13 protein-coding genes are annotated in these 13715 nt (G+C 71.2%); 1 reads left to right on the plus strand and 12 read right to left on the minus strand.

The genetic code is table 11. From position 1 onward, the window contains the following. Nucleotides 1-61: 61 nt before the first annotated feature. From ACFVHO_RS35720 to ACFVHO_RS35775, 12 genes are all read right to left on the minus strand, one after another. Entirely contained in the window at nt 62-2872 is a 2811-nt protein-coding gene (locus ACFVHO_RS35720) for a DEAD/DEAH box helicase (protein ID WP_385724186.1), read from the minus strand. Nucleotides 2873-2984: 112 nt separating this feature from the next. Beyond that, nucleotides 2985-3875, minus strand: a complete 891-nt coding sequence (locus ACFVHO_RS35725; protein WP_385724189.1) for a diacylglycerol kinase — start codon at nt 3873-3875, stop codon at nt 2985-2987. Nucleotides 3876-3961: 86 nt separating this feature from the next. Beyond that, entirely contained in the window at nt 3962-4864 is a 903-nt protein-coding gene (tatC, locus tag ACFVHO_RS35730; RefSeq protein WP_385724262.1) for a twin-arginine translocase subunit TatC, read from the minus strand. A 95-nt stretch (nt 4865-4959) separates the two neighbouring features. Further along, on the minus strand, nt 4960-5259 hold the full coding sequence (gene tatA / locus ACFVHO_RS35735; protein ID WP_385724192.1) for a Sec-independent protein translocase subunit TatA: 300 nt from the start codon (nt 5257-5259) through the stop codon (nt 4960-4962). Nucleotides 5260-5498: 239 nt separating this feature from the next. After that, nucleotides 5499-5696: a hypothetical protein gene (locus ACFVHO_RS35740; protein WP_385724195.1), complete on the minus strand. Its 198-nt coding sequence runs from the start codon at nt 5694-5696 to the stop codon at nt 5499-5501. A 9-nt stretch (nt 5697-5705) separates the two neighbouring features. Continuing rightward, the gene (locus tag ACFVHO_RS35745; RefSeq protein WP_385724198.1) at nt 5706-5951 is read right to left on the minus strand and encodes a hypothetical protein; all 246 of its coding nucleotides are present in this window, start codon (nt 5949-5951) and stop codon (nt 5706-5708) included. 52 nt (nt 5952-6003) lie between these two features. Beyond that, entirely contained in the window at nt 6004-7032 is a 1029-nt protein-coding gene (locus ACFVHO_RS35750; RefSeq protein ID WP_385724200.1) for a helix-turn-helix transcriptional regulator, read from the minus strand. An 18-nt stretch (nt 7033-7050) separates the two neighbouring features. Beyond that, on the minus strand, nt 7051-8067 hold the full coding sequence (locus ACFVHO_RS35755; protein WP_385724203.1) for a helix-turn-helix transcriptional regulator: 1017 nt from the start codon (nt 8065-8067) through the stop codon (nt 7051-7053). Nucleotides 8068-8267: 200 nt separating this feature from the next. After that, nucleotides 8268-8642 (minus strand): FKBP-type peptidyl-prolyl cis-trans isomerase, encoded by a 375-nt coding sequence (locus ACFVHO_RS35760; protein ID WP_289953024.1) that lies wholly within the window; start codon nt 8640-8642, stop codon nt 8268-8270. Nucleotides 8643-8706: 64 nt separating this feature from the next. Beyond that, a complete protein-coding gene (locus tag ACFVHO_RS35765; protein WP_380838335.1) occupies nt 8707-9702 on the minus strand; it encodes an FKBP-type peptidyl-prolyl cis-trans isomerase in 996 nt (331 codons plus the stop codon). A 183-nt stretch (nt 9703-9885) separates the two neighbouring features. Continuing rightward, complete coding sequence (gene pafA / locus ACFVHO_RS35770; protein WP_385724206.1) at nt 9886-11247, minus strand: Pup--protein ligase; 1362 nt, start codon at nt 11245-11247, stop codon at nt 9886-9888. Between the two features lie 9 nt (nt 11248-11256). Beyond that, a complete protein-coding gene (locus ACFVHO_RS35775) occupies nt 11257-12516 on the minus strand; it encodes an MFS transporter (RefSeq protein WP_385724209.1) in 1260 nt (419 codons plus the stop codon). A 154-nt stretch (nt 12517-12670) separates the two neighbouring features. On the opposite strand from ACFVHO_RS35775, the gene ACFVHO_RS35780 reads away from it, so the two are divergent. Next, complete coding sequence (locus tag ACFVHO_RS35780) at nt 12671-13705, plus strand: LacI family DNA-binding transcriptional regulator (protein WP_385724212.1); 1035 nt, start codon at nt 12671-12673, stop codon at nt 13703-13705. Nucleotides 13706-13715 lie beyond the last annotated feature (10 nt).

A 13715-nucleotide genomic window follows, 5' to 3' on the forward strand; every position in this document is an offset into this window, starting at 1 on the left:
CAGCGTCCGGTTTCACCCGGCAGGGGCCGCCCCAGAGCTGATGTGCGTCAGCCGGTGTACGTCAGCCGACGGAGCTGTACGCCACCACACCGCGCAGCAGCTGCTCCACCGCCTTGCGCGCGTTCTTCCCGACCGTGCTGTCCTCGCGCGGCGCCGCCGCCGAGATCTGCCCGAGCACGTCGATGACCTGCTTGCACCAGCGCACGAAGTCACCGGCCGGCATCTCCGCCTCGCGCAGCACCTCGTCGAGGCCCTTGCCGCTCGCCCACATGTACGCCGCCCAGGCGAAGCCGAGGTCGGGCTCGCGCTGCCCCACGCCCTCGGCTTGGCTGATCTTGAACTCCTCCTCCAGGGCGTCGAGCCGACCCCAGATGCGCACCATCTCGCCGAGCGCCGCCTTGGCCCCGCCCGAGGGCAGCTTGGGCGCGAGCGCGTCGTCGCCGACCCGGGCCTCGTACACCAACGCCGAGACGCACGCGGCCAGTTCGGCCGGGCCGAGGCCCTCCCAGACCCGGGCGCGCAGGCACTCGCTGGCCAGCAGGTCCAGCTCGCCGTACAACCGGGCGAGGCGCTTGCCGTGTTCGGTGACCTCGTCGCCGCGCAGATAGTCCAGCTCGGTGAGCAGGGCGACGATGCGGTCGAAGGTGCGGGCGATGGTGTTGGTCCGGCCCTCGATGCGCCGCTCCAGCTGCTGGGTGTCGCGCCGCAGGCGGTAGTACCGCTCGGCCCAGCGGGCGTGGTCCTCGCGCTCGTCGCAGCCGTGGCACGGGTGCGCGCGCAGCTCGGCGCGCAGCCGGGAGATCTCGCGGTCGTCGGCGGCGGCCGCGCGGCCCTTGCGATGGCGCTCGGGCACCAGGTGCCCGGCCTTGGTGCGCAGCGCGGAGGCGAGGTCGCGGCGCGACTGCGGGGAGCGCGCGTTGAACGACTTCGGGATGCGCATCCGCTCCACGGCCTCGACGGGCACCGGGAAGTCCATCGACGCGAGCCGCTTGACCTGCCGCTCGGCGGTGAGCACCAGCGGGCGCGGCCCGTCCTGGTGCTCGAAGCCGCGGTGTCCGTTGGCCCGGCCCGCGGGCAGCCCCGGGTCGAGCACGAGCGCGAGGCCCGCGTACTTCCCGGTCGGCACATGGATCACATCGCCCGGCTTGAGCTTCTCCAGGGCGGCAGCGGCGGCGGCCCGGCGCTGGTTGGCGCCCTGCTTGGCCAGTTCGTTCTCGCGGTCCTTCAGCTCGCGGCGCAGCCGCGCGTACTCCTCGAAGTCGCCGAGGTGGCAGGTCATCGAGGCGTGATAGCCCTCAAGACCCTCCTCGTTCTTCTGCACCTGCCGGGAGATCCCGACGACCGACTTGTCGGCCTGGAACTGCGCGAAGGACGTCTCGAGCAGCTCGCGCGAGCGGTGCCGCCCGAACTGCTCGACCAGGTTCACCGCCATGTTGTACGACGGCTTGAAGCTGGAGCGCAGCGGGTACGTGCGGGTGCCCGCGAGGCCCGCCAGGTGCTCGGGGCTCATGGCGCGCTGCCACAGCACGACCGCGTGGCCCTCGACGTCGATGCCTCGGCGGCCCGCGCGGCCGGTCAGCTGGGTGTACTCGCCCGGGGTGATGTCGGCGTGCTGTTCGCCGTTCCACTTCACGAGCTTTTCCAGGACCACGCTGCGCGCGGGCATGTTGATGCCGAGCGCGAGGGTCTCGGTGGCGAACACGGCCTTCACCAGGCCGCGTACGAACAGCTCCTCCACGACCTCCTTGAAGGTCGGCAGCATGCCCGCGTGATGGGCGGCGATGCCGCGCTCCAGGCCCTCCAGCCATTCGTAGTACCCGAGGACGTGCAGGTCCTCGTTCGGGATGGACTCGGTGCGCTCCTCGACGAGTTCGCGCACCCGCAGGCGCGCCTCGTCGTCGTTCAGGCGCAGGCCCGCGTAGAGGCACTGCTGCACGGCGGCCTCGCAGCCGGCGCGGCTGAAGATGAAGGTGATGGCGGGGAGCAGACCCTCGGCGTCCAGGCGCTCGATGACCTCGGGACGGGCCGGTGTCCAGATCCGCGACCGCGATCGACGCTCCCGCTCGCGGTCGGCCTCGCGGATCATCTTGCCCTTGCGGCGATCACGCGGGTTGTACGACCGGCTGGCCTCCAGGCGGGCCATCCGGGTCAGGTCCGGGTTGACCGCCTTGCGCTGGCCCTCGCCCTCCTCGAAGAGGTCGTACATCCGGCGGCCCGCGAGCACGTGCTGGAACAGCGGCACGGGGCGGTGCTCGGAGACGATCACTTCGGTGTCACCGCGGACCGTGTCGAGCCAGTCCCCGAACTCCTCCGCGTTCGAGACGGTGGCCGAGAGCGACACCAGCGTGACCGACTCCGGGAGGTGAATGATCACTTCCTCCCAGACGGCGCCGCGGAAACGGTCGGAGAGGTAGTGCACCTCGTCCATCACCACATGGCCGAGGCCGCGCAGCGACTGGGAGCCCGCGTACAGCATGTTCCGCAGGACTTCGGTGGTCATCACGACCACCGGCGCCTCGGAGTTGACGCTGTTGTCGCCCGTGAGCAGGCCGACCTGGTCCGCGCCGTACCGCTTGGCGAGGTCCGCGTACTTCTGGTTGGAGAGCGCCTTGATCGGTGTGGTGTAGAAACACTTCTTGCCGTGCTGGAGGGCGAGGTGCACGGCGAACTCGCCGACGATCGTCTTGCCGGAGCCCGTGGGGGCGGCCACGAGCACGCCCTTTCCGGCTTCGAGCGCCTGGCACGCCTCGATCTGGAAGGGGTCGAGGCCGAATTCGTACATCTCGCGGAAGGACGCGAGTGCGGTGGCCTGCTCGGCGGCACGCTGACGCGCCGCCGCATACCGCTCGGCCGGTGAGAGGTCCTCTGTCATCGTGCTTTCGAGCCTACCGGCCACCACTGACAACGGACGATCATTATCGGGACCGGGGCGAATCCGCAGGTGGCAGGCGTACGGCGAGCGGGGCGCCGACGCCCGGGCGGGCTCACGGCCCGAGGACGCGCACCGCCCCCGGCACACAGGTGGCGGTCAGCGGCAGCTCCCCGAGGCGTTCCCCGTCCGCGTACCCCGTGGTGCCCGCCGCCTCGATCCGCACCGTGGCGGCCCGGTGCACGGTGACCTTCGGGTGGTCCAGATGCGTGCCCTTGTAGACCCGCGGAAACACCTTCAGGAGCGTGCTGCGGCTGCAGTCGCCGACGATGGTGACGTCGAAGAGTCCGTCGCTCATGTCGGCCCCGGCACAGATCCGCATGCCACCGCCGTACGACGTGCCGTTGCCGATCGCCACCAGGGTCGCGTCGACCTCGTGGACGGCTCCGTCGTCCAGCGTGACGCGGTACGGGACCGGCTTGAACGCGGCCAGTTCGGCGAGCACCGCGAGGTCGTACTTGAACCGTCCGGTGGGCCAGCGCATGCGGTTGCCGCGGTCGTTGACCCGCGAGTCGAACCCGGAGGCGAGCACCGTCCCGAACCAGGTCGCGCCGACCCGTCCGAGGTCGACGTCCCGGATCCGCTCCTCCTTCAGGGCCGTGGCGACGAGGGCGCCCGCCGCGGCGGGTTCCCGCACGGGCAGGCCAAGAGCGCGCGCGAAGTCGTTGCCAGTTCCCACGGCGATCACCCCGAGCGGGGTGCGGGTCCCGGCGACGGCCTGGAGGGCGAGGCTGGCCATGCCGTCGCCACCGACGGCTATCAGGGCACCGGTGCCTCCGTCGACGGCGGTCCTGGCCCGGCGCAGCGCGTCCCCGGCGTCCTCGCCGATGACGGTCCGTACGGAGAATCCGGCGGCGCGCAGGGCGGCGGCGGCCGGCTGCGCGGCGTGCGCGCCCCGGCCGCGGCCCGCGGTGGGATTGACGAAGAGGGTGATCTCGCTGGTCACGGGCGGACCTTACAAGGCGGTCCGCCGCGACAACCAGTCGTCCGTGCTGTCAGGGCTCGCAGAAGCCCTCAGCGCCGTCAGAGCCGTCAGGTGACGTCGTCGTAGCCGTTGTACCGGGACGCGCGGCCCTCGGAGCCGCTGCTGTCGGTCTGCTCCGGGAGCGCCTTGGCGGCGTGGGCGGGCTCGTTCCCGTTGATGGGTTCGGGGGTGAGGTCGAGGTCGGAGGCCTCGTCGTCGTCGAGCTCGGCGTCCGGGTCGGCGCGTCGGCGGCGTTTGTCGTTCAGGACGGAGAAGCCGACGGCGAGGAAGTACAGGACCACGATGGGGCCGGCGAGCGCGAGCATGCCGACGGGGTCGGTCGTGGGGGTCGCCACCGCGCCGAAGACGAAGACGCCCATGACGACACCGCGCCACCAGCCGAGCATGCGGCGCCCGGTGACCATCCCGGTCATGTTGAGCATGACGAGGAGCAGCGGCAGCTCGAAGGAGGCGCCGAAGACCAGGACCATCCTGACGCTGAAGTCGAGGATCTTGTCCATCGGCAGGATGTTCTCGGAGCCCTCGGGCGTGATGCCGAGGAGTACCCGGATGCTGACGGGCATGATCACGTACGCGAGCCAGGCGCCGCCGAAGAACAGCGGCACGGCCGCGGACACGAAGGCGTAGGTGTACTTGCGCTCGCTCTTGTGCAGTCCGGGCGCGACGAAGGCCCAGAGCTGATAGAGCCAGATCGGGCTGGCTCCGATGATGCCCGCCATGAGGGACACCTTCACCGTCGTGGTGAAGGGCGAGAGGAGGTCCGTGTACGCGACGGTGGCGCACTCACCGCCGGTCGTCGACATGCCCTCCTTGCAGCGGGGCACGGGGTCGGCGAGGAACTCCATGAGTTGCTCGCTGTAGAACGCGGCGACGATCGCGACGATCGTGATCGCCAGCATCCCCTTCGCGAGCCGGTTGCGGAGCTCGCGCAGATGGTCCGCGAGGGGCATCCGCCCCTCGGGGTCCCTCTCCTTCTTGCGGGCAGACTTGAGCAACCCACGTCCTCATCTCGTGCGGCAGGCCGGCGGTGGCAGCCGGCCTTGGATCAGCGCTGCGTCGTGTGGTCGGTCGGCTCGGCGACCGGACGGGAGCTGGTCACGTCGCCGGGGGCCGCCTGGATGGTGCGGGGCTGCTGCGGGGCGCTCTGGTCGGCGGCGGGCGCGGGCGGGTCGGCCGGGGCCTTCTCGTCCTGCTTGCCGTCCGACTTCATGGCCTTGGCCTCGCTCTTGAGGATGCGCGCCGACTTGCCGAGGGACCGGGCCATGTCCGGGAGCTTCTTCGCACCGAAGAGCAGGACCAGGATGACGAGGATCAGGATGATCTCGGTGGGGCCGAGCCTACCCATAGCTGTCTACCTTCTTCACCGAGGCGTCAGATTTCGGGACCGGGTGTCGGACAGTCGTCCGACCACCGGGCTTGGCAGCGATCGTAACCCCCTGGAGTAAACGCAGGGCAATCCCCGTGCATACTCCCAGTTGCGGCCCGCGCCTCACATTTCGGGCCACTTCAGCAGCGTACCTGCCGGGTATGGGGAGTCGACAGGCCGCACCACGCCCCGCACCGACGACCGGCCGGAGCGGGCGCTCAGCGGAGGTCCCGGCCCGCGTGGGCGACGTCGGTCGCGGCCTTCTCGAGATCCTCGGCGGCGCGGTTGATCCGCCGCGTGGTCTCGGACACCTGGCGGCCGAGCCGCTGCGCCTCGATGAAGACCTTGATCGCGAACACACTCAGGACGGCGAGGCCGCAGAACCCCGCGCCCACCGCCAGCATCGCCCAGAACATGTGCCGAGCCTAGACGGTCGAGTGCAGCCGCAGCGTCCGCACCCCGCCCCCGGTGAGCAGTTCGACGATGCGCTCCCCGGCGGGCTTGCGCACGGCGGTGCCGCACTCGGGGCAGGTGAAGGAGTAGAAGGTCGTACGGCGGCTGGCGCCGATGGCCAACCGCAGGGCCCCCGCGGACAGTTCGAAGCGGGCACGGCAGTCCGGGCAGGCGGCCTTGAAGAGAACCGCGGCCACCGACTGGGGCGAAAGGGGCATCAGTGACATACTGCGCAACTCTCCTCGGTTCCGTTCTCCAGCCTGCGCACGGTCACGCTCCCGCGACGTCGGCCCCGCCCGGGCGCTCGCCATCGCGCTCCCCCACGTGACCCACGGCCTCCTCTTCATAGGCGGCGAGTGCCTCCTGGGCCGCGCGGCGGGCGCTGTCCGTCAGGTCCTGCGGCGAGACGATGCGGCCGTCACGGCCGAGGCGCAGGGCGAGACGGCGCAGCGAGGCGGGGTCGGGGGTGCGCAGGGTGATGCGCAGGCCGCCGTCGGGCAGCTCCTCGGCGCTGTCGTGCGGGTAGTACTCGGCGACCCAGCGGCCGCCGGGGCCCACCTCGACCACGACCTCGGGGTCCTCGGCGGCGGGCTGCACCAGGCCCGCGGAGAGGTCCCGCAGCTCGACCTCGGGCGGGGCGGACGGCTCGTCCAGGATCTTGATCTCGGCGACCCGGTCGAGCCGGAAGGTGCGGCGCGCCTCGGAGCGGCGGCACCACGCCTCCACATAGGTGTGGCCGACGCTGACGAGCCGGATCGGGTCGATCTCGCGCTCGCTGAGCTGGTCGCGGGCCGGGGAGTAGTAGCGGATCCAGAGTCTGCGCCGCTCGGAGATGGCGCGGTCCACGTCGGCGAAGACGCCGCCCTCGGACTCGAAGGTGACCGAGAGCCGCGAGCTGGCCCCGGCCGCCTCGCCCGCGGCCTCCTCCAGCTTCGCCGTGGCGCGCAGCAGCGCGAGCCGGTCGCCCTCGCGAAGGCCCGGCAGCGTGGCGACCGCGCGCGCGGCCACGAGCAGCGCCGTGGCCTCGTCGGCGGCGAGGCGCAGCGGCTCGGCCGTGTCCGCGCCGAGGGCGCCCGGGTTGCGCCACCAGATGCGGTCGCCGTCGGTGTCGATGTCGAGCAGGTCCCCGCCGCGGAAGCTGGTGCCGCACAGCGGCAGCACGTCCAGGTCGGAGATCAGCTCGTCGGGGGTGATGCCGAAGGCGCGGGCGACGTCGGCGACGCGGGCGCCGGGGCGTTCGCGCAGATAGGTCACCAGGGACAGCATCCGCCTGGTCTGGTCGATGGCGTTCGCGGCCATAGCTCGCTTTCGTTCCCCTCAGCCCTTGGCCACGGCGCGCAGCCGGTCCACGACGTCCGCCCGCAGCTCGGCGGGTTCGAGGACCACCACGTCGGGCCCGAACTCCACCAGCCAGGCGTCGAGCCCGTGCCCGTACGGAATCTCCAACTCGTCCCAGCCCTCGCCGAGTTCCCGGGCGGCGACGGCCTTGGCGCGCAGCGGGTAGCCGGCGCCCTTGCGCAGCCGGATCAGCGCGGTGCCGTCCGCCCGCTCCCCCGCCCAGCTCGCCACGGTCTCCCGCACGGTCACCACGTCGGGCACCTCGGCGCGGAACTTCCCGGCGCGTGAGCGGACCTTGCCGGTGATGCGGGAGAGCCGGAACACGCGCTCGGCCTCCCGGTCGCGGTCCCAGCCCGCCAGATACCAGTGGCCGCGCCAGCACTCCAGGGCCCAGGGCTCCACCTGGCGCTGCTCGGGGCGCGCGGCGGTGGCCTTGCGGTAGTCGAACACGACGGGGCGCCGGTCGCGGCAGGCGAGCATCAGCGGCTCGAAGGCCGCCTCGTGCACGGGGATGTGCGGCTCCAGTGCGCCGTGCGACTCATAGGGGTCCACGTCCTCGGGCAGGCCCGCGGCGCGCAGCTTCTGCAGGGCGCCGCTCGCCGCGCCCGCGAGCCGGGCCTGCTGCCAGACCTTCGCGGCGAGGCCGAGGGCGGCGGCCTCCTCGGCGTCGAGCGTGATGGGAGGCAGCCGGTTGCTGTCGCGGCGGGCGAGATAGCCGACCTCGCCGTCCAGGTTCTCCACCGTCTCGATGACCAGGCCGAGTTCGCGGAGGTCGTCCTTGTCTCGCTCGAACATGCGGTTGAAGGAGTCCTCGGACCCGGCGGAAGGACCGGAGAGCGCGCTCCTGCCCGGCCCGAAGGGCGCACCGGGCCCCGGCCCGAAGGCCTCGACGTAGGCCTCGATGGACTCCCGCAGCTCACGCTTGCTGAGCGGACGCCTCGTCCCGAGCAGACACAGCGCCAGATTCATCAGCCGCTCGGCCTTGGCAATGGCCATCGACGCCCTTTCTCTCTCCCGGTCGACGACCGTACCGCCCCGGGGTGTGGTGGCAAAAGCCGAGGGCCCTTGCCATGGTTGGCAGGGCCCTCGGCGGACACTTCCGGTCGGACGTGGATCCGACCTGGATCCGACCTGGATCGGACCTGGATCGGACCTGGATCGAACGCGGACACGTCCGGGAGTGACTCAGGGGTGGCTCAGACCGCGACCAGGTCGCAGACGAAGATCAGCGTCTCGCCCGGGGCGATGCGGCCGCCGCCGGCGCCGCGGTCGCCGTAGGCCAGGTGCGCCGGGATGGTCAGCTCGCGCCGGCCGCCGACCTTCATGCCCTGCACGCCCTGGTCCCAGCCGGCGATGACCTGTCCGGCGCCGAGCTGGAACTCCAGCGGGTTGCCGCGGTTCCAGGAGGCGTCGAACTCCTCACCGGTGGAGAAGGCCACGCCCACGTAGTGGACCTTGACGAAGTCGCCCGCCTTGGCGACGGCGCCGTCCCCCTCCCAGAGGTCCTTGATCTGCAGCTCGGTGGGGGGCTCACCGACGGGGAAGTCGACCTCGGGCTTGTCGATGCTCACGAAAAACTCCTGCTCATGTGCGTTATGGGCAACCGGGACAGTCTGCCATCCGTCCCGGGGGTGATCACATCTTGGCGAGGATGTCCACGGAGAAGACCAGCGTGGAGTCCTTCTTGATGGAGCTGCCCTGCGGCGGCTTGTCGCCGTAGCCCTCCTTCGGCGGCACGACCACCAGGACGCGGCTGCCGACCTTCTTGCCCTTCAGGCCCTCACGCCAGCCGGGGATGACCTGCGCAAGGGAGAACTGCGCGAGCTGACCGCTCTTGTAGGAGGAGTCGAACTGCTTGCCGTCCGCCCACAGCACGCCCTTGTACTGGCAGAGGAGCGTGTCGCTCTCCTTGACCTCGTCGCCGTCGCCCTCGATGACGTAGGCCGACGCGACCTTCTTCGGGGCGTCCGTCTTCGGAACGTCGATGGAGGGCGCCTTGCCGTCGGTGTTCGTCCCGATCTTCGGCAGGTCCTTGTTGTCCTGGGCCACTTCCTTGCCCTTGGCGGAGCTCTTGGTGCTGAACGTGTTCACGATGTCGACGACGAACACCAGGGTGTCGGTGCCCTTGATGCCCGCCTGCTTGTTGCCCTGCTTGCCGTACCCCAGCTCCGGGGGGATGGCGAGCTCGACGCGGCTGTCGATCTTCTTGCCGACCAGGGCCTGGTCCCAGCCCGGGATGACCTGGCCGACGCCGATCGGGAAGATCGTCGGGGCCTTGCGGTCGTAGGAGTTGTCGAAGACCTTGGCCGTGTCCCAGATCTGGCCCAGGTAGTGAGCCTGGAGATAGTCGCCCTTGGCGACCGTGGCGCCCTTGCCCGCGATGAGGGTCTTCACCGCGAGGTCGGTCGACGGCTTGCCGGAGCCCTTGGCGACCGTGGGCTTCTCGCCGAACTTCGTGCCCTTGGTCACGGCGGGCACGGGACCGTCGACGATCTTCGCCTTCGGCGGCGTGGAATTCGACGGGGACGGGCTGTCCTTGGACTTGGCCTTGTCGGACTTGTCGTCGTCGCCGCATCCGGCCAGGGTCAGCAGGCCGGCCGGAACGGCCAGGAGAAGTGAGCGTCGGCGCACGGTGGGGGCCTCGTATCAATCGATCTTGTGGGTTGGCGTGCGCGCAACTCTACGCAGTGAGAAGGGCGCCGTACGAGGAACGTACGGCGCCCCGCGTTGCGTTCCCACAACACCCTGGCGTCTCGTGGGCCATGATCCGGCCATCCGCCGACCGCGATCCCGTCACCCGGCGGCCGGGCCCGGTCACATTCCGGCGATCAGCTTCTCCACCCGGTCGTCGACGGAACGGAACGGGTCCTTGCACAACACGGTGCGCTGTGCCTGGTCGTTGAGCTTGAGGTGCACCCAGTCCACCGTGAAGTCCCTGCGCTGCTCCTGGGCACGGCGGATGAAGTCGCCGCGCAGCCGCGCCCGGGTGGTCTGCGGCGGCACCGACTTGCCCTCGAAGATCTTCAAGTCGTTGCAGATCCGGGCGGCTTGGCCCTTCTTCTCCAGGAGGTAGTACAGGCCCCGGCGACGGTGGATGTCGTGGTAGGCGAGGTCTATCTGAGCGACCCTCGGGTGCGACATCGTCATGTTGTTCTTGGCGCGGTACCGCTCGATGAGCTGGTACTTCATCACCCAGTCGATCTCGGTGGAGATGCGGTCCAGGTCCTCGCTCTCGATCGAGTCGAGCGTGCGGCCCCAGAGCTCGAGGACCTGCTCGACCGTGCCGGTGCGGATGCCGCGGCGCTCGACGAAGTCGACCGCCTTCTCGTAGTACTCGCGCTGCACCTCGAGGGCGGAGGCCTCCCGGCCGCTGGCCAGGCGGACCTTGCGGCGGCCCGTGATGTCGTGACTGACCTCGCGGATGGCCCGGATCGGGTTCTCCAGCGTCAGATCCCGCATCACCGTGCCCGCTTCGATCATCCGCAGTACGAGGTCGGTCGCGCCGACCTTCAGCAGCATGGTCGTCTCGGACATGTTCGAGTCGCCGACGATCACATGCAGTCGGCGGTAGCGCTCGGCGTCCGCGTGCGGTTCGTCACGCGTATTGATGATCGGCCGCGAGCGTGTCGTCGCCGACGACACGCCCTCCCAGATGTGCTCCGCGCGCTGGCTCACGCAGTACACCGCGCCGCGCGGGGTCTGCAGCACCTTGCCCGCGCCGCAGAGCAACTGCCGGGTGACGAGGAACGGAATCAGGATGTCCGCGAGACGCGAGAACTCCCCGTGCCGGGCCACGAGATAGTTCTCATGACAACCATAGGAGTTTCCCGCCGAGTCGGTGTTGTTCTTGAAGAGATAGACGTCGCCCGCGATTCCCTCCTCGTGCAGGCGGCGTTCGGCGTCGACGAGCAGGCCTTCCAGAATGCGCTCGCCTGCCTTGTCGTGGGTGACCAGCTCGGTCACGTTGTCACACTCGGGTGTCGCGTATTCCGGGTGTGAGCCCACGTCGAGATACAGGCGGGCGCCGTTCCGCAGAAAGACGTTGCTGCTGCGGCCCCATGACACAACACGGCGGAAGAGGTAGCGCGCCACTTCGTCAGGCGACAGACGGCGCTGTCCCCTGAACGTGCACGTGACGCCGTACTCGTTCTCCAGCCCGAAAATGCGGCGGTCCATGACTGAACATTACGCCCGATGCCCCGCACTGAAACCGGGTTCGGCAGCACCGTTTCGATCATTTTCCGATGAACCCGCAACCACCGGGCCCACACCTGCGGATGCGAACGCCCGCCCCGTGCACACGAGCACCAGGAGTGCCGCCCCGCCCGCCAGACCCGGAACCGCGAACCCCCACCGCGTCCCGGCCCACTCGACCACGGGACCACCCGCCGCCGTCCCCACCGACGTGCCCACCGTGAACGTCGTCACCAGCCACGAGAACGCCTCCGTGACCGTGCCCCGGGGCGCGTGCCGGTCCACGACGATGAACGCACACGCGAGCGCCGGCGCGAGGAACACCCCGGCGAGCGCCGTCAGCGCCACCATCCCCACCGCGCCCGGCACCAGGACCAGCGGCACGTAGCAGACCGCGAGCAGCGCCACGAGCAGCACCAGGCGGCGCTCCGGCGCGCCGCTCCACTGCCGCGCCCCGTAGACCGTCCCGCCCGCGAGCGCCCCGAGGCCGAGGGCCGCCATCATCCAGCCGTACACCGCGTCACCGCCGTGCCCGTCCGCGTACGACACCCCCGCCACCGTGATCGCGCCGAGCGCCGTCCCGACGAACAGGAACGCGCCGAGGAGCGCGAGCAGCCCCGGCGAGCGCAGCGCGCCGAGCCAGTGCGCCTCCCGCGGCGCCGACCGCCACGCGCGCGAGGGGCGCGACACCACGACCGAGAGCGCGCCGAGCACACCGATCGCGTTCACCACGAGCAGCGCCGCGCTCGCCGACCACAGCGACACGAGCCCGGTCACCAGGAGCGGCCCGACGGTGAACATGACCTCCTGCGCCACGGCGTCCATCGCGTACGCCGTGTGGACCTGGCCCTCCTTGCGCAGCACGTCCGGCCACAGCGCCCGGAGCCCGCCCTCCAGCGGTGGCGTGAACAGACCGGCGACCACCATCGCGGCGTACGCGGCGACGAGCATGTCGGGGCCGGTGAACGCGAAGGCCGCCATGCCGAGGCCCGAGACGACGGCCGCCGGCAGCATCACGCGCGGCTGGCCGTGCAGGTCCACCAGGCGCCCGAGCAATGGCTGCCCCACGGCCGTCGCCACTCCGTAGACCGCGGCGAGCGCACCGGCCAGGCTGTACGAGCCGCCCTCCGCGCGGACGAACAGCACGATGCCGATCGCCGCCGTCGCGTTCGGCAGTCGCCCCACGAGGGTGCCCGCAAGGAGCCGCGTCGCGTACCGCGCGCGCAGGATCTCGCCGTAACCGGAAGCCATCAGTGAGCCTCTCCTCGCCCGCCCGCGCGCCGATGCGCCTTTAGTTGTACGTATAACTTCGCGGGGTCATACGTACCATGTGCGCTGTTCACCAGTCCACTGCCCGTGCGCGCCCGCCGTGCGCCGGGCGCCCCACAGCGACCAGGAGACGTCCGTGGCCGGACCCCAGCACGACACCGCGGCCCCCCGCCCCACCAGCCGCGACGTCGCCCGCGCCGCCGGGGTCTCGCAGGCCACCGTCTCCCTCGTCCTGGGCGACAAGTGGCAGGGCCGCGTCGCCGAGCGCACCGCGGAGCGCGTCCGTGCCGCCGCCCGCGAACTGGGCTACCGGCCCAACCTCGCCGCCCGGAACCTGCGCCTCGGCCGCACCCGCACCGCCCTCCTCGTCGTCCCCGCCCTCACCAACGAGTTCTTCGCGCGTGTGCACACCGGCGCCGCCCGCGTGGCCGCCCGCCACGGCATCGGCGTCGTTCTCTACCCCACCCCGGACCTCAACGCCCCGGCCCGCGACCCCTTCGACTCCGCCCGCGCCTCACTCGACGGCGTGCTCGCGTCCTCCATGGCCTCCGAGGCCCTCGGCGCGATCCGCGGCGACGAACTCCCCCTCGTCATGCTCGACAGCGACCCCGCCGGCAGCCTCGGCGCCAGCACCGTCAACCTCGACATCGCCGACGGCATGCGCCAGGCCACCGAGCACCTGCTCGCCCTCGGCCACCGCGACCTCCTGCACCTGGCCGCCGACATCGACTCCTGGACCTTCCATGTGCGCCGCGACGCCCTCGTCGCCGCCGTCCGGGGCACCGGCGCGACCGTGCGCACCGCCAAGGCGCTCCTCACCGTCGACGACGCCAGGATCGCCGCCGAGACCGCGCTCGGCGGACCCGGCCCCCGCCCCACCGCCGTCGTCTGCGACGACGACATCCTCGCCGCGGGCGTCTGCAAGGCCGCCCGCCGCCTCGGCCTGCACGTCCCGGACGACCTCAGCGTCACCGGCTTCGACGATCTGACCCTCGCCACCGCCGTCGAGCCCGAACTCACCACCGTCGCCCTGCCCGCCGAACGCTTCGGCGAGCAAGGCATGGCCACCCTCATCGCCGTCCTCGACGGGCACGCCCCGGAACCCGCGGCCCTGCCCGCCCACCTCGTCGTCCGCGGCTCCACAGCACAAAGCCCCGCGCCCCGGCGCTGAACGCCGGGAC

This window comes from Streptomyces sp. NPDC127108 (assembly GCF_042677545.1).
Taxonomy (GTDB): domain Bacteria; phylum Actinomycetota; class Actinomycetes; order Streptomycetales; family Streptomycetaceae; genus Streptomyces.